This window comes from Bacteroidia bacterium, from assembly GCA_016218155.1.
Lineage (GTDB): Bacteria > Bacteroidota > Bacteroidia > Bacteroidales > GWA2-32-17 > GWA2-32-17.
Genome location: JACREQ010000011.1, coordinates 137,216 through 155,129, shown reverse-complemented (window position 1 = coordinate 155,129; position 17,914 = coordinate 137,216). Strand labels below are relative to the sequence as shown.

Below are 17,914 nucleotides of genomic sequence, written 5' to 3'. Positions count from 1 at the left end.
TAATTTAATTTAATAGCAATTTACATCTTTTTTAAAGAAAGTGAAAATATTTTATCAGTTTCAGACTGATACAAATCGCGATCCAAAACAGTTATTTTCTCGGAATAATCATTATAGCCATCTGCATGAATTACTATTTGATATTCACCAATTGGTAATGCAGCAATAAAACGACCCATATGTGTATTGTAAATATATTTTCCAAAAAGATTTTGTTTTAAATCATAAACAGAAATATCCAAGTCTTCATTTCCTAAATTCCAATCAACTGTTCCGGTCTCATTTGCAATTACAATTTTTCCTTTAACTACTGTTATAAGATCGTCAACATCTTTAAAAGTAACCCTGTAAATATCCTGTCCACCCATACCTTCTTTTCTTATTGATGACAAATAAGCATATCGTCTGTTAGCAGAAAACGAAATAGTTAAATCGTCACCGGGAGTATTTATGGGATATCCAAGATTTACAGGTGTTGTCCAGTCTCCTGTAATTTCGTTTATATAAGAAACAAATAAATCATATCCACCCATACTATTATGTCCCTTACTAGCAAAATATAACATTTTACCATCAGGAGAAATGTTTGGGCATGTTTCATCATAAGGTGAATTAATTATATCGCCCAGGTTTTTTAGTGGTCCCCATGTTCCGTTAGGTAATTTCCTTACTATATATATATCACTATTTACAATACCTCCTTCATTATTCTCCCGTGAAATGTACACGGTGTTATTGTCTGTTGAAATACATGCACCATTGGATGTTTTTATGGCTAAAGGATGAAACCAGTCATTTGCAGTTTCAAACTTAAATAATTTACTTTTAAGCAATGCCATATCTACCTCGCTATATGACTTTTGATAGCTTCCACAAACAAATAATTTTTTACCATCATTACTTAATCCGACAGACCTCTCATTATCATCGGTATTTATATATTGCATTGGTTTTGAAAAACTCCAACTGTTATTCTCAGGATAGCTTATATAAAGATTATGATCAAACATTTTTGTTACCTGATCAAATTTTTTATCTGAAGTGTAAATAAGAAATTCTTCATTTCTCGGGACAAATGGATTATAATCATTGGAAGATGAATTAATATTAGATCCTAAATTCTGAAATGAAACATTTACTGGCTTATTCATTAATACAATTGCTGAATTACACATTTCAACAAACCGTTTTGATTCTGCAACTTGTACTTTATCTGCACCAGTTGTGGTTAAAAAAGTATTAAACATATCAATTGCATCGTTAAACTGATATAAATACATATAATTCTGTGCAACCCAATAGCAGACATCAATAGGTGCTTTTGAATTGCCAATTAGTGGCTCAAGCGATTTTAACGATTTATTATTATCGAATCCGGCAAGAAAATTTGAAATCCCAAAACGATAATTATATTCCACGTTGTTTGGAGTTAAAGCTATCAACCTCTCATACGATGCTGCAGCCAGTTTATAATTATTATTCTGCCAGTCTTTTTCAGCTTGTTTGTCTAAATCGGTACCTGCCAACACATTTGGCTGACAAAATCCCGACAAAGCAGAAAATAGAATCGCTATAAGTATTAAAAATATTGTTTTCATAGTCTAAAAATATTAAAAAAAAAGGAAACCTAACGGTTTCCTTTAATATATTATGATCAAAAGTTAAATACTTTCATTTAGCATCATTGGCATAAGCAACATTAATACTTCTTCATCTTTATTGTCTGCTTCTGATGGTAAAATAATTCCAGCACGGGTTGGATCTGACAACTCAAATCTTACCTCGTTTGCTGAAAGGTTTAGAAGAATTTCCATTAAGAACACAGATTTAAAACCTATTTCCATTGAATCGCCTTCGAAATTACATGAAATTCTCTCAACTGCAGAAATCGCAAAATCGATATCCTGTGCTGATATTGTAAGCTGATTTCCTGTAATTTGTAATCTAACCAAATTTGTTGCCTGATTAGAAAATACACTAACTCTTTTTAAACTGTTAATTAACTCAACTCTGTCAACCGATAATTTATTAGGATTATCAACAGGTATAACTGAATTATAAGCAGGATAATTTCCATCAACAAGACGGCAGATTAATTTATTAGTACCAATAGTAAAAAATGCATTTTTATCGTCGAACTCCAATACGATTTCATTAACACCTTTAACCAAAAGATTTTTTAGTAATGAAGCTGGTTTTTTAGGAAGAATAAAAGAAGAAACCACATCTGTTTTAACATCAAATCTTTTATAACGAACCAATTTGTGAGCATCAGATGCAACAAAACGAATTTCTTCTGCAGAAATTTCTATGTAAATTCCATTCATTACAGGTCGTAACTCATCGTCAGCAGTAGCAAACAAAGTTTTGTTAATTCCATTTAAAACCAATTCTGATTTTAAATTTAGTTGCGAGCCTTTTGCTTTTTTAAATGCAGGCAATTTTGGAAAATCATTTCCATCCTGACCAATTAATGAAAATTTTCCGTTTTGTGATAAAACATCTACATTAAAATTTTCAGTATTGATATTAAAAGTAAGTGGCTGTTCAGCAAATTCTTTTAAAATATCAAGTAAACGTTTTGCTTCAATTGCAATTACTCCTTCTCCTTCAACATTTGCTAACTCCATGCCTGTTATTAGAGTTGACTCTAAATCTGAAGCTGTTACTTTTAGATTTTTACCATCAACTTGAAACAAAAAATTATCAAGTATAGGCAAAGAGTTTTTTGAACTAATAACCTGTTTAATAGATTGCAAATGAGCGAATAACTCCGAACTAGATACTACAAAATTCATTTCTTTTTATTTTATTTTAATTGTACCAAAATTAATAATTGTAAAGATAAGAATGACTATAATTGCCATTAAATATTAACATTGATTATATTTTATCAACATTAAGATGGTGTTTTCTGAAAGAAATATTCAATATTCTTCATTAACGGATCAAATACATAATACTGACAAACAAGAACTTGCCTTTCGTTATTTAATATTCCATACATAGCATCGGGATCAGAAGTAATAGGTTTACCATTATCATCTAACGCACCTGAAAAATTTGGTCTTAAATATAATTTCAAGGTATTTACTTCACCTTTTTTATCTGTAACAGAAAGAATTGCTAATGGTTTTACTTGTAATAATGAATCTAATCTACTATCAGAAAAAAATTCATTTACATATGATTCGCATTTAACCTTTTTATAACCTGCAATAAATTCTTTAACTATTAATGAATTAAATCCGGTAACCTCTTTTTTGTTAAAATCCTGCAATCTAAAAATATTATTTCCATCATTAAATACTGTAAAAGCCTTATCGGGGGCATTTTGAATACTAACAGAAACTGATACAATATCAGAGTATGAATACATAAACACTGAATTATCCCGCCATAATTTTTCATCAACAAAATATCTTGTAGATAAATAACCTATAAAACCTGGTTTATGTGTAATAAATGGTACTGAGGAATTATCAAGTATCATATAAGTGCCTCCCTGATCTGCAGTTGGCTCACCTACATAATATGTTTTCACAAGATTTTCGCCCTGATATATTTCAACTTTTACAGATTTTGTAGCAAGTCGTTTTATTATATTATCTATTGATGGCTTTGGTACAGGAGATTTCATTTTAACAGAAGCAATAGTTTCTAGTAAAATTCCAATAGCATCCTGACGTGCTATATATTTATTATTAACTTTCCAATAACTATTTTCGCGGGTAAGAATTACCTGGTTGTTCTTTTTATCAACCATAAAAATTTTGGTTACCAATGCAGTATCTTTTACTGCAAAATCAGTCAATTCTTTTTTTGTTGTGCCTTTTTGCTGTGTAAAATAAACTACAGCTGCAATTATCAGAAAAATTAAAAAAATAATTAATACCAGTTTGTTTTTCATAACTATGCTGCAGTTTTTGTATATTTTCTTTTTCTTAAAATAGTAATTACAGTACCAAGAATAACAATTAGTACAATTGGAAATATTGTGTTAACAACTTGCCAGAATGTGCGGTCATCATCAATTTTAGTTTTATCTAACAATCTCAATTTAATCTCACGGGTTCTAAGATTCATGAATCCTGATTCATCCAGCATATAATTAATAACATTAAGCATGAATTCCTTATTGCCAAAAGTATCTCCGGTATATCTGTCAAATCCCAATGGATATGGCTTTGATGTAAATCCAATTTTTTTAACCTGATTTCTGATTATATCTCCATCGCCAATAACAACCATTTTTGTTGGTATACTGTTATCCTTAAAAACCATTTCACGGCTTTCAATAATTTCGGGTGGAACTCTGTTCTTAAATACACTAGTAAATGTACCTTCAAGTAATACTGCAACAGGTAAAAACTGCTTACCAAAATCGGCTTGATCAAGTTTTACTCTTACCAACTCCCAACCTATTCTTACAGGTGCATTCACTATTCTTGAATATTGTGACGAACTAAGCAACACGGTTTTTTTTACAGTAGCTTCATCCTCGCCAACAAAATCTACTGTATTAACAAATAAGCCTTTAACGAGGTTAATATTTCTACCTATTGGATGTGCAGATTGTGGCTGAAGTAAGGGAAAATATATCCAAGGCTTAGGTTCAAATCTTGGCTTTGCTCCGGCTATAGCAGTATTCAGTGGAATTACAGCCGACTGGATATCCTGAACCATATTTGGATTTACTCTTGCACCGTAATGAAAAAGCTGATCGTTAAGATTCAATTCTCTTATTGTAGCAAGATAAGGAAGACTGTCTACTTCAGCATTAACCTGATCGATTAACCAGATAACCTTACCTCCTAACATTATAAACTGATCAATAATAAATTTATCCTGCTCTTTAAATGCTGAATCAGGCTTTGCTATTATTATCATATCGTACTTATTATGTACACGAACACCTGATGAATCCTCAATACGCTCAGAAAGTGCATTTACCTTTCCATCAATTTTTACTCTTTCTACATTATAATATTCCGACAATGAATTTGAGATATCCTCAACTTCAGGTGATTCTAATTCGCTATGACCATAGATAAATGCTATATTTTGTCCGAATTCATTTTTTAATTTTCTGATTGCACTCATCAGAGAAAACTCTATTTCTTCTATCGACCCATTAATATTCTGCTCTTCGGTTTGATTAATACTTCCATTTAAAAAATTTACAGGTGCTTCAACATTTCGATAAGAAATAAGTGCACCCGGAAAAATTATTTTTTGTGATTCTGCTCCTTCTTTATCTTTTTCCTGTAAATTAATTGGCGACAATCCTTTATTAAACAATTCCTTATAAACATCATTGCGATCTTTTAAGTCGGTATTTTCGGATGGATTAATAAATTCATATTGTACATTATCACCTGCATAAACCCTGAATTCATCAAGCATTTCCTTAACACTATTCTGTAGTCTTTTATAACCAACAGGTAAATCGCCTGTTAAATATATCTTAACATAAATCACATCTTCTAGTTCTTCTAACATCTTAACAGTAGATGGAGCCAGAGTATAACGTTTTTCTGTTGTTAAGTCGAGACGGGCAAAGAAAAAAGAAGAAATATAATTTACAAAAATTATAATAGCAACAATCATTGCCAAATCAATAAAAGTTCTTCTCTTAAATGATTTTCGGTTTTTATTTTTTCCTGCTATTTCCATTTTCTTCTGGTTAAAACGGTTTTTGAAAAGAACAAGAAAACAGCAATAATGCTAATAAAATAAATAATGTCGCGCGAATCAATTACACCACGACTTATTGATCTATAATGGTCATTAATACCTAAACTAACAATAATTGAATCGAAGCTTTTTAATACCGGTAAAGTAGAAAGTGCATCGAAACCAAAATAAAACACAAAGCAGAATATCATTGATAAGATAAAAGCGACAATTTGATTATCTGTAATTGATGAGGCTAACAAACCAATTGAAACATATATTCCGGCAAGAAAAAACAAACCGATATAAGATCCCATAATACCGCCTGAATCTAAATTACCAACAGGACTACCCAAAAGGTAAACGCTTAAATAATAAATCACTGTAGGTAATAATGAAAGAAAAACAAGAAATAAACCAGAAAGAAATTTTGCAAAAACAATAGTAAAATCAGATAACGGACGAGTTAAAAGTAATTCCATTGTCCCAGTTTTCTTTTCTTCGCTAAAAAGACGCATAGTAACAGCAGGAACAAGGAAAAGGAAAACCCATGGAGAAATAATAAATAATGTATCAAGATTTGCATATCCCACGTCCAGTATATTAAAACCACCTGGGAATATCCACATGAATAAACTATTTATCAGCAGAAAAACAACAATTACAATATAACCTGTAATTGATGAAAAAAAATTTCCTATCTCTTTACTGAATAGTACTAACACTATTAAGATTATTTTTTAATGCGTGTAAAAATAATGCAATTTTTTGCCATTGCGAAACTTGAAATATTATAAATCATTCTGAAAAAATATAACAAATCGTTTGTTTCAATCAATCAATCTATTATGAAATAGAACAACAAAAGAATTTGCTGTTAAAGAAAGTTAAGAAAGTATATTTGTGCTGTCTGCTTTTTTAGATGTAGCAATACATTACCTTATTAAAACACACAAAAGAATTATTAAATATTTTAAAGAGACACTGAACTTAAATTATTAAAAACCGTTAAACAAACTATAAATAAAATTAGCTATTTCTGAACACGATAATTATTAAAACTATAACTAGTTTATTTTTTGTAGTTTTCTGTTTTCTACAATCAAACTCTCAAATTTTATTGAGAACAAATTCAATATGCGACTTCTCAGCTGTTTCGATAAATTCAGGGTTTAATGACTTTAACTATCTGGAAAAATTTAATTTTGAAGAATCATTTTATTACAGAAACAGATACAATAAAGATAGTAAAGAAAGAACTGTTTACAGTATTTTTTCTATATATAAAAAAAATACATCTATAGGCATCTGTCCATATGGTATTGACTTTGATTTAATGAGCGAACATTTCCAGAAGAAAAAAGCTAATACTTTCAGATACTGGAATAAAATAAGAATGGGATTTAAATTTTTAATTGAAAAAAATCTGAATGATCCAGATGAATTACCGATTGATTATATAATTCCTGAATTGTGTTTTTCATATCTTCATTTACCCCAATCTGCAAGGGGCGATCAAACAACCAAAGTAAGAAAAGGATCATTTATGTTTTCCATTTCTGTTACGCCATTAAAAAGATCGCTTACTTATTTAAAATTCAATGTTGGCTCGGTTTGGATGAGACCTTATTTTAAACAGGAGTCAATAGTTTTTAATCAAATGGAAAATTCATCCGGAATTAGCGTTGAAGTAGAAATCAACAAAAATGGATATAACCGTAGCAAAGTAGAATCCTCGAGAGATATTTACAGAGGAATTACACTATTTGGTGGACCGGAATACAATTTTTCACAAAGCAGAATCTTCCTTAATTTTGGAGTTTCTGTAACAACAGAGAATCATTAAGAATTGTTTTGCGTAAATATATTGTATCTTTGGTATTGAGTAATTTATAAATAATGCAATGAAAATTATTATTATAATAGTCTTTCTAACATTTATTGCTAAAATTTCCTTTGGTCAGTTAGGACTTACTATGCACGATTCATTAATTATAAAACAAAGAACATTTTACTCACCCGGACCAATTGGATCAGGACAAGGCCCTTTATATGTTTATACTTATTATTATTATTTCATAAATGGAGATTCAACTATTAATGGGACAAACTATAAAAAGCTTTATAAATATTCTACAAGCGCTAATTCTGAATTTAATTTTACTTCTTTAATATTTAATTCATTATTACTTGAAGATTCAAATTGTATTTTTCAAGGAACACCTGGTAGTATGTCTAAAATATTAGACTATAATTTACAAGTAGGAGATTCTTTTAAATTTATTGGCTACTCACCAAAACAAGTTTTAATAAGCATTGATTCTGTTTTAATAAATGGTGCTTATGCAAAAAGATTTAATTTTAATAAAAACATTAAATGGATAAAAGGTATTGGCGATGTTAATTATGGTGCAAGTTTTAGTAATTACGATTTTTTAAACCCTGTTCCGCCAATATGGGATTTCTGGGGGAGCAATTTTCTTTGTTATGCAGAATATTTAACACCAATTTATAACTTTGGCAATTATTGTAACTTACCATTAAATATTAATCAAGTAAACACTGAAAATGATTTTAGAATTTTTCCTAATCCAGTTTTCAATAATTTAAACATTGAAATTTCATCTTATAATAATTTTGAGTCAATTGAAATATATTCTATACTTGGCAAAAAGGTAAAAAGTATCCTTTTAACAAATGACAATATAGAAATAAAAGTTAGCGATCTTCCATCTGGAATTTATATTTTAAAAGCTGAAGATAAATCGCATAACATAATATCAAAACGATTTATTAAAGAGTAGATATTTCGACCTTTTTATAACACTTCACAAAATGTAGACGAAGTATAGATTCTTCACTTCGCTCAGAATGACAAAAACAATTAAACTGCAGCCTGCAATTTTTTTAGTGTAGATTTATCTAATTTGCTTTTGCAATAATCTTCGGTAATGTTTAAAGATTTTATTTTTGAAGTTGGTGAATCAAACATTGCATCGAGCATAATAGTTTCGCAAATAGAACGGAGTCCACGGGCACCAAGCTTAAATTCTATTGCTTTGTCAACAATATATTCTAAAGCTTTCTCATCAAATGTTAAATTTATTCCATCTATTTCAAAAAGCTTCATATACTGCTTTGTTAAAGCATTTTTAGGATCTGTAAGAATTTGTCTTAACGCAGCACGATCCAGTGGATGCAAGTATGTTAGCAATGGCAAACGCCCAATTATTTCAGGTATTAAACCAAATGCTCTTAAATCCTGAGGGGCAATATATTTTATTAAATTGTCACGGTCAATCTGATCTTTATCGCGACTGGCATGGTATCCAACAACTAAAGTATTTAACCTTTTGCTTATTTTTTTCTGTATTCCATCAAAAGCACCACCACAAATAAAAAGAATATTTTTTGTATCAACTTCTATAAATCTTTGCTCGGGATGTTTTCTTCCACCTTGTGGTGGAACATTAACAACAGAACCTTCGAGTAATTTTAATAGTCCCTGTTGAACACCCTCACCTGAAACATCTCGTGTTATCGAAGGGTTATCTCCTTTTCGTGCAATTTTATCTATTTCATCAATAAATACAATTCCAATTTGTGCACGTTTTACATCATAATCGGCAGCTTGCAAAAGTCGTGATAACAAACTTTCTACATCTTCGCCTACATAACCAGCTTCAGTAAGAACAGTTGCGTCAACAATGGTAAAAGGCACATCAAGCATTTTAGCAATTGTTCGTGCCAAAAGTGTTTTACCTGTTCCGGTTTCACCAACTAAAATAATATTTGATTTTTCTATTTCAACTTCGTTATCTGTCTGTTCCTGAAAAATTCTTTTATAGTGGTTATAAACAGCTACTGATAAAGATCTTTTTGCATCCTCCTGTCCGATTACATATTGATTTAAAAATTCAAATATCTGAATCGGTTTCAGTAACTTTTGTTTTGGTGCAGCCTTTTTTGTCGATCTATGGCTTTCTTCTGTAATAATTTGCTTTGCCTGATCTACACAGCTATCGCAAATATGTCCCGACATACCTTCAATCAGCATTCCGGCTTCTTTGCGACTACGACCGCAAAACGAACATTTATCCATTAGTAAATAAAATTTGAAAATTTTTAAATTATACCCTTAGATCTGCCGCGGCGGACGCTCAGGGGGGACTAATTAAAAATTATTTTTTCTTTTTATCGCGAACTAAAACCTCATCAATTAAGCCATATTCTTTTGCTTCAATGGCTGTCATCCAATAGTCGCGGTCGCTGTCTTTTTCAATTTTAGCAAAAGTATTTCCTGAATGGTGTGCTAAAATTTCGTAAAGCTCCTTTTTCAGTTTTAAGATTTCGCGAGCTGTTATTTCAATATCACTTGCCTGTCCTTCGGCACCACCCATTGGCTGGTGAATCATAACACGGCTGTGAGTTAATGCTGAACGTTTACCTTTTGCGCCGGCTGTTAAAAGAATTGCTCCCATTGAAGCCGCCATTCCAGTGCAAATTGTTGCAACATCAGATCCAATATATTGCATAGTGTCATAAATACCTAATCCTGCATACACAGAACCACCAGGGGTATTGAAATATATCTGAATATCTTTATTTGGATCGCTACTTTCTAAAAATAACAATTGAGCCTGAATAATATTGGCAACATCATCATCAATTGGTGCACCTAAAAAGATAATACGATCCATCATTAATCTTGAAAAAACGTCCATTGTTGCAATGTTTAACTGACGCTCTTCAATAATTGTTGGAGAAATATAGCTATTTGTTACAGATTTATAACTATCGAAAATAGAACTGCTAATTCCTTTGTGCTTTATTGCATATTTTCTGAATTCGCTATTATCTTTCATCTTATTAATTTTAATTTGGTTTTTACAATTTGCGGAACTCTTCTGGAGTAATTTCTTTTATTTCCAAATTTATTGATTCTTTCACAAATTCTAACACTTTATCTTCAACTTTTTTCTCTTCGATACGTTTTTTCTCTTTTTCGCTTGATAAAATTCTTTTTGCCATTTCATCAAGATATTCATCAGGTACGTTATTCATTCCATATTGACGGAACTGCGCCATAGCCACCTGTTTAGCCAACTCGTTAACTTCTTCTTCAGTAATTCTTAAATCGTTTTCTTTAATAAATTTTTCTTTAACAAGTTGCCATTTAATATCTTCCTGAAATGCAGGATATTCTTTTTCTAATACCTCATCGGTAAGTTCTTTCTCACTGGTTTTCTTTAACCATTTTTTCAAGAAATCGTTTGGAAGTTCGAAAGTTGCCTGTGCCATTAACTGTGCACGAATATCAGCTTTAAGTTTATATTCACTTTCAGCTTTATAGCTTTCAGCTATTTCTGATGATATTTTTTCTAAAAATTGTTCTTCAGAAGTAACTACATCTTTACCATATATTTTATCCCAAAGTTCCTGATTAATTTCAGCATCAACAAAAGAACTAACCTCTTTTACTGTAAAACTAAAATTATTTGTGGTTAATACTAAATCCTGTTTTTTCTGATTTAATAAACCTGCTATTTCATCATCATTTGGAAATGCCTTATTAATATCAAAGCTTACATACTGATTAACAGCTAAACCAATAAATTGCTTTTTAATTTCTTCATCTTTAATAACAGAAACAAGCATTTTTGATTCCTCGTTAACTATACCGCCTTCAAATTCTTTACCTTCATCATTTAACTGTGCCATACGCCCTTTAAGCATTGATTTTTCATCGCTTTGATCGGTAGGCATATATGATCCGTAATTTCTGGTATAATAAGTTTTAAAATTATCAATTGATTCCTGATCAACAGATAAATTATACTTTGGAAGTTTTACTTTTTTGTCAATTTTAACATCAATAACAGGTGAAAGCCCAATTTCAAAAGAAAATTCGAAAGTTGGCTCATTATCTAAATCAATTTTATCTAGATTATTATCATTTGCTAAAGGTTCGCCAAGAATATTAATTTTATTTTCTACAACATAATTCCAAAGCGAATCAGATAAAATCTTATTTACTTCATCAATTAATACATTTTTACCATACATCTTTTTTACTAACCCTGTAGGAACCATTCCTGGTCTAAAGCCTTTAATACTTGCTTTTTTTCTGATGTCGCGCATTGCTTTCTCAACTTTCTCTTCGTAGTCAGCTTTTTCAATTTTTACATTCAAAATTGCATTTAATGCGTCGATGTCGGTCTTTGTAATATTCATTGCTTATCTAAATTTTTAATTTTAAAACCGCCGCAAATTGATATTTGCAGCGGTTCCATTTTTCAGTTTTTATATGTGCGGGTGAAGGGACTCGAACCCCCACACCTTGCGGCACCAGATCCTAAGTCTGGAGCGTCTGCCAATTCCGCCACACCCGCAAAAAACGGTTGCAAAGTTAAAAGTTTTTATTTATAAATTGTATCTTTTTCAAAAAAAAGTACTCTAATTTTGTAAATTGAAAGAAGTTGTGTTAATTTGTTTAAATTAAATTTTTGTAACAACAAACTACTATGAGATTAATCCTTAGTTTCTTACTTATTACTTTTGCGGCTTTTAATTTGTTTTCGCAAACAGAAGTTGAAGTTATTAATCAGACAAATAAGAATGCTCTTGATAGTAATCAGGTAAAATGGCAAGCAGCATTAATTAAAGACTCGCTCTTGCAAGTCAATAAAAACAAGATAGTTAACGTAAGATGGGCATCTAAAGTGGTCAACTTCTCATCGCAATTTTCAAAAAAAGAAAAGGCCGCTTATCAGGTTTTAGGGAAACCTAATGTATTACCAATTGGTGGAGATGCAAAAACCGCATGGTGCGTTAAAGAAAAAGACGGTAAAGAATCTGACAATGATACTTACATCAGAGTAAGTTATGAAAACCCTTCAAGGGTTCAGCAAGTTGCTATTGCAGAAAGCTTTAACCCCGGTGCAGTTACTAAAGTTACTGTATATGGTGTTAAAGGCGAACAACAGGTTATTTATGAAAAACCTGCACAAAATTTAGGTATAAAATGTAGGATGATGAATATTATTTTGCCACAGGCAACAGAGTTCTACGTTTCTGAAGTTGAAGTAAGGCTTGATCCTATTGCAGTAATCGGTAGTAATCAGATTGATGCTATTGGAGTTTCAGAAAATAAAGATTCTATTACATGGAGTATTAATTTAATTCCTATGGTAGAATTTCCAACTATTGCAGAAAATTTAGGCGAATCAATTAATTCAATTTATGACGAGGTTGCTCCAATGATTTCTCCTGATGGCAAAACCATTTATTTCTGTAGAAAATTACATCCTGAAAATGCTGGCGGTTTTAATGATGAAGATGATATATGGTATTCTAAAAAAGATGATAATGGCAAATGGCTACCTGCAAAAAATATTGCAGCACCTTTAAATAATAAGTTTAATAATTTTGTACAATCAATTACCCCTGACGGCAACTCTCTGTTAGTTGGCAATTTATACAACAAAGATGGTTCAACTGGTGCAGGAGTTTCTTTAACCTATAAAACAAAACAAGGTTGGGCATTACCTGAGAAGCAAGTTATTGATGACTTTTTAAATCTAAATCCATTTGCTAATTATTTTCTTTCTAATGACGGAAAATATCTTCTTATGGCTATTGAGAAAAACGATTCTTATGGCGAACTCGACATTTATGTAAGTTTCCGTAAAGGAGATAATAAATGGTCAAAACCAATTAATCTAGGTCCAATGATTAATTCATGTGTAAATGATTATAGCCCATTTTTGGCTGCTGATGGAGTAACATTATATTTTTCTACAGCAGGAATATCAGGATATGGATTAGAAGATATTTTTGTTACAACCCGTTTAGATGACACATGGCAAAACTGGAGTGAACCACAAAATTTAGGCGCAAAATTAAACAGCGCTTCATCAGATTCTAAATATAATATTCCAGCATCAGGTGAGTTTGCATTTTTCTCAACTTCAAATAAATCTATTGGTAAAAATGATATTTTCAGAATAAAACTTCCTACTAAGATTAAACCTAATCCTGTAGTTTTAATTTCAGGAAAAGTTATAAATGAAAAAACTAATCAACCTGTTGACGCCAGAATAATTGTTGAAGAATTACCAAGTGGAAAAGAAGCTGCAATTGCTCGTACCGACCCTAATACCGGTGAATTTAAAATTATACTTCCGGCAGGTAAAAAATACGGATTCCGTGCTATTGGTCTGGGTTTCTTTGAAGTTAACAAAAACATTGATTTAAGTGATGTAAAAGAATATACTGAAATTGAAGACGAAATGTTAAGAATGTCGCCAATTGAAGTAGGATCAGTTGTTAGACTTAATAATATTTTCTTTGAATTTGCTAAAGCAACATTATTACCTGAATCATTCCCTGAACTTGACCGTACTGCAGATTTTCTTAAATCAAATAATAATATTGAAATTGAAATTGGCGGACATACCGATGATTCTGGATCTGACGTTACAAATCAGAAACTTTCAGAAAAAAGAGCTCAGTCTGTTGCTACCTATTTAATCGGCAAAGGCGTTGACACAAAACGCATTACTGTTGTTGGTTATGGTGAAAGCCGTCCTGTAGCATTTAATACCGATGAAGAAGGTCGCGCAATGAACCGTCGTGTTGAATTTAAGATCATGAAAAAATAACCCATAAATATTTTCAGCTATGAAATACTTCAAACAAAACGAAACTCTAAACGGTGACTCATGTGTAAACCTATATTCAGGAATTACTCAGGAAGCATTAAATACCGAAGTAGATAAATTTTTTAAATCTTCAGGCTATAAATTAAAAGATGGCATTCCAGGTAATGCTACATACGAAAAAGGAAATAAAACCATGAGAATATTGTTTGGTGCTTTTGCTAAACATTTTCTTTTTCAGGCAAAAACATATGCTAATGAACCTGATACAGTAAAAGTAACTGTAGTAAAAGGAACAAATGGTATAGCCGGCGGCTTGGTTGGAATGAAACAGGTTAAAGACGAATTAGCCAGAATCTCAAGGGAACTTCAGAATATTTAAGCAATAGCTTATTTAGTAAAACAGGAAGAGAATTAATTTAATATTAGTTCTCTTTATTCTTTATACCAACTAGCATACATTGTATAGCTATTTGCTATTCTTTCTATTTGTCCGACAACTAAAGAAGGATCTACATTCTTAATTTTTTTAGCAGGTATGCCTGCGTAAACTGAGCCTTCTTCTACGACTGTATTTTCAGAAACTACAGCTCCTGCTGCAATAACTGAATTACTATGAATTATTGCACCGTCCATAACAATTGCTCCCATTCCAATTAGAACATTGTCGTGAATAGTACAACCATGTACAATCGCATTATGTGCAATTGATACATTGTTACCAATTACTGTTGGTGCTTTCTTATAAGTGACGTGTACTATTGCTCCATCCTGAATATTTACTTTATTTCCAATTCGAATTGTATTTACATCTCCCCTTACTACTGCATTAAACCAAACACTACATTCGTCGCCCATAACAACATCTCCAACAACTGTAGCATTTTCTGCAAAAAAACAATCTTTACCAAATATAGGTTTAATCCCTCTCAGTTCTATAATCAACGCCATATTAGTATTAAATAAATATTAATCTGTATTTTTAGCTGGCAATCTCTTTCTTAAGAAGCAATATTATTTTATTTAACAATTGTTCAGAAAGCTGTACAATTGGCGGTATTTTTTCAACCTCTTTCATCTCTTTTGCCAACCTTTGAATTTCGTTTATTTTATTTTCAAGAAGTTTCATTCCAAGATAAGAAAGAGCCGGCTTCATTTTATGCGCTATAGTAGTAATTTGTTGCCAATTCTGATTTTCAGTTGCAGTTTTTATCTGACCCATTTCCTCTAATGTTTTCTCAATAAAAACAGTCAGCATTTTTTCAATTGTTTGCTTACTTCCTTTTGAGATTCCTTTAAGAACCGACAAATCAAACAGATTTTCATCTCTTGAATTAAGTATCACATCATTATCATTAAATCTTTCGTGGCTATGAGAAAAATTAGCATTTGCCATACCTAAAGAATTAGCAATTTTATGAAATAATACTTGTGATTTAAAAGGTTTTGATATAGTATCATTCATTCCAGCTTCTATATATTTCCTATGATCTTCGCTATAAGCATTCGCAGTAATTGCAATTATTGGTGTTTCACTAACAGGTTTTTTAAAGTCTTTTCTAATTTGACGTGTTGCCTCAACTCCATCCATTATGGGCATTTGAATATCCATTAACACCACGTCATATCTTGTTGTTTTTAGTTTCTCAATAACACCTAATCCATTTTCAACAATGTCAATCTCAAATCCCCAGTCTTCAATCATCGACTGAACTACCATCTGATTAAAAACCTGATCTTCTGCTAATAAAACTCTAATTTTATCAATTGAATTAAAATTCATTTTATCATTAGCATCTTCTTCCAAAAACAAATCACCCTCCTCGCTTAATGAAAATTTAATTTTAAATGAAAACACTGATCCTCTTTCTGGTATACTAGATATTTCTAATTTACCTCCCATTAATTCAATAAGTTTATTAGAAATAACTAATCCTAGACCCGATCCACCACTTGTTTCTGTAGATATTGGTCGGTTGTTAGCAAAACTACCAATAATCTCTTTCATTCGTTCGGTTGTTATACCTATACCAGTATCAGAAACTTCGAAATTAAAAGTACAATACTCATTACATCCTGATTGCTTAGCGACTTTTATTTCGACTTTACCTTTTTCTGTATATTTTATTGCATTTTCAACTAAATTTAAAAGAATCTGATTTAACCTTGCCGAATCTCCCTTTACATAATAATCATCGCCATAAACAACATAGTCTGATAATAATTCTATTCCCTTCGACCTTACATTATAAAACTGATTATTAATAACTGATGATATAACATCTTTAAGACTAAATGTTTTATTCTGTAATGCAATTTCACCTGATTCAATTTTAGAAATATCCAGCAAATCGTTTACAATAACCATTAAATTTTCAGCTGACTTAATTATAACATTTAAAAAATTAAATTGCTTTTTTGTAAGATCTGTTTTTAATAATAATTCTGACATGCCTATTATTGAATTCATTGGAATTCTGAAAGCATGGCTCATATTTGCAAGGAAAACTGTTTTGGCTTTGTTTGCTTCTTCAGCTTTTTTCCGTTCGATAGTTATTTCTTCTTGTGCAGCTTTTCTTTCACGCATGTCTCTTACCACAAGAAAAAGCATATCTTTTCCATCCCATTTACCAAGAGAATAAGTAGTTTCTGATGCAATCATTTCTCCGGTAGCAGATAGTAAAGGAAAAAATGAAAGCATTGTTTTTCCTTTAAATGCTTTTTCAAGAGTATTTTTAATATCAAATGAAAGTTCTGCAGGGTGAATCTGACTTATGTACATATTAGAAAGATCTTCATCAGAATATCCTAATTTTTGTGCAGCAATAGGGTTAAAATGAATTATTCTGCCATCGGTATTAACAATAAACAACATATCGTTTATTCCCTTAAACAAACTCTCAAAATTAGTTTGATGTTCACGAAGTAAATTTTCAGAATCTAAACGACCGATAACACCTCCAATTTTTGCACTTACTGCCTCAACTGTTTCTGTAACAATATTTGCGGGAGTTCCTTCTTTTTCAGAAATTAAAACTAAAAGAGCTACAATTTCTCGATTAAGTTTTACAGGTGCTGTTATAAAAGAATTTGCTTTACTGATACTATCAAAAATTAAAAACTCATCACGATTATCTGATTTTTTTATTAAACTTATATGCTCACTCAATGCAAGTTCAACTTCAGGCGAAGAATTTTTAAAAATATTTGCAGTCGACTTAAATGATGAAGGCAATCCGATTTCATATTCAAATTGCAAGTCATTATTTGATGATAAAATATATACAGCACCTCCAAAGAAACAATCTATTCTTATAAGATGTTCAAGTAATACATGAACTGCTTCACGTAAACTTAATGTAATACTTAATTCATTTGCAATTTCTTTTTGTAGTGTAATCAGAAATTCTGCGTCAGAACCGTGTTTTGTGTTAATTTCTTTTATTTTATTCATGATAATATATTGTTATCAATAATAATATTTTCCGTCAAACGAATATCATAATTAAGACATTACAATATATGAAAATTCCATATAATAATAAAAAACAAATGTCAACATATGTAATTATTTGGTA

General features: G+C 30.9%; 14 protein-coding genes and 1 tRNA gene. 4 read left to right on the top strand and 11 right to left on the bottom strand.

Translation table 11 applies throughout. The annotated features are described in order from the left end of the window. Positions 1–20: 20 nt before the first annotated feature. From HY951_01970 to gldF, 5 genes are all read right to left on the bottom strand, one after another. Positions 21–1,598 carry a PD40 domain-containing protein gene (locus HY951_01970; GenBank protein ID MBI5538798.1) on the bottom strand — a complete coding sequence of 526 codons (1,578 nt, stop codon included), beginning with the start codon at positions 1,596–1,598 and terminating at the stop codon, positions 21–23. 63 nt (positions 1,599–1,661) lie between these two features. Then, positions 1,662–2,798 (bottom strand): DNA polymerase III subunit beta, encoded by a 1,137-nt coding sequence (gene dnaN, locus HY951_01965; GenBank protein ID MBI5538797.1) that lies wholly within the window; start codon positions 2,796–2,798, stop codon positions 1,662–1,664. A 101-nt stretch (positions 2,799–2,899) separates the two neighbouring features. After that, positions 2,900–3,910: a DUF4340 domain-containing protein gene (locus HY951_01960; protein ID MBI5538796.1), complete on the bottom strand. Its 1,011-nt coding sequence runs from the start codon at positions 3,908–3,910 to the stop codon at positions 2,900–2,902. Between the two features lie 2 nt (positions 3,911–3,912). Then, the gene (gene gldG, locus HY951_01955) at positions 3,913–5,676 is read right to left on the bottom strand and encodes a gliding motility-associated ABC transporter substrate-binding protein GldG (GenBank protein MBI5538795.1); all 1,764 of its coding nucleotides are present in this window, start codon (positions 5,674–5,676) and stop codon (positions 3,913–3,915) included. Further along, a complete protein-coding gene (gene gldF / locus HY951_01950) occupies positions 5,667–6,401 on the bottom strand; it encodes a gliding motility-associated ABC transporter permease subunit GldF (GenBank protein ID MBI5538794.1) in 735 nt (244 codons plus the stop codon). The genes gldG and gldF overlap by 10 nt, the downstream gene beginning before the upstream one ends. Positions 6,402–6,796: 395 nt before the next feature. Here gldF and HY951_01945 point away from each other — a divergent pair, with 395 nt between their 5' ends. After that, positions 6,797–7,522 carry a hypothetical protein gene (locus HY951_01945; protein ID MBI5538793.1) on the top strand — a complete coding sequence of 242 codons (726 nt, stop codon included), beginning with the start codon at positions 6,797–6,799 and terminating at the stop codon, positions 7,520–7,522. A gap of 58 nt (positions 7,523–7,580) precedes the next feature. Next, positions 7,581–8,480, top strand: coding sequence for a T9SS type A sorting domain-containing protein (locus HY951_01940; GenBank protein ID MBI5538792.1), 900 nt, complete (start codon positions 7,581–7,583; stop codon positions 8,478–8,480). 80 nt (positions 8,481–8,560) lie between these two features. Here HY951_01940 and clpX read toward each other — a convergent pair whose 3' ends face one another. From clpX to HY951_01920, 4 genes are all read right to left on the bottom strand, one after another. Then, the gene (clpX, locus tag HY951_01935; protein MBI5538791.1) at positions 8,561–9,778 is read right to left on the bottom strand and encodes an ATP-dependent Clp protease ATP-binding subunit ClpX; all 1,218 of its coding nucleotides are present in this window, start codon (positions 9,776–9,778) and stop codon (positions 8,561–8,563) included. A gap of 79 nt (positions 9,779–9,857) precedes the next feature. Continuing rightward, entirely contained in the window at positions 9,858–10,541 is a 684-nt protein-coding gene (clpP, locus tag HY951_01930; protein ID MBI5538790.1) for an ATP-dependent Clp endopeptidase proteolytic subunit ClpP, read from the bottom strand. A gap of 22 nt (positions 10,542–10,563) precedes the next feature. Then, the gene (gene tig / locus HY951_01925; protein ID MBI5538789.1) at positions 10,564–11,910 is read right to left on the bottom strand and encodes a trigger factor; all 1,347 of its coding nucleotides are present in this window, start codon (positions 11,908–11,910) and stop codon (positions 10,564–10,566) included. Positions 11,911–11,986: 76 nt separating this feature from the next. Beyond that, positions 11,987–12,068 (bottom strand) — tRNA-Leu (locus HY951_01920). Between the two features lie 132 nt (positions 12,069–12,200). Between HY951_01920 and HY951_01915 the strand changes: the two genes are divergently transcribed. Next, the gene (locus tag HY951_01915) at positions 12,201–14,339 is read left to right on the top strand and encodes an OmpA family protein (GenBank protein MBI5538788.1); all 2,139 of its coding nucleotides are present in this window, start codon (positions 12,201–12,203) and stop codon (positions 14,337–14,339) included. Between the two features lie 19 nt (positions 14,340–14,358). Then, positions 14,359–14,718: a hypothetical protein gene (locus HY951_01910; protein ID MBI5538787.1), complete on the top strand. Its 360-nt coding sequence runs from the start codon at positions 14,359–14,361 to the stop codon at positions 14,716–14,718. A gap of 53 nt (positions 14,719–14,771) precedes the next feature. Here the strand turns inward: HY951_01910 and HY951_01905 are convergent, their stop codons facing one another. Then, positions 14,772–15,287, bottom strand: a complete 516-nt coding sequence (locus tag HY951_01905) for a gamma carbonic anhydrase family protein (GenBank protein MBI5538786.1) — start codon at positions 15,285–15,287, stop codon at positions 14,772–14,774. A gap of 31 nt (positions 15,288–15,318) precedes the next feature. Further along, complete coding sequence (locus HY951_01900) at positions 15,319–17,790, bottom strand: response regulator (protein MBI5538785.1); 2,472 nt, start codon at positions 17,788–17,790, stop codon at positions 15,319–15,321. Between the last annotated feature and the right edge of the window lie 124 nt (positions 17,791–17,914).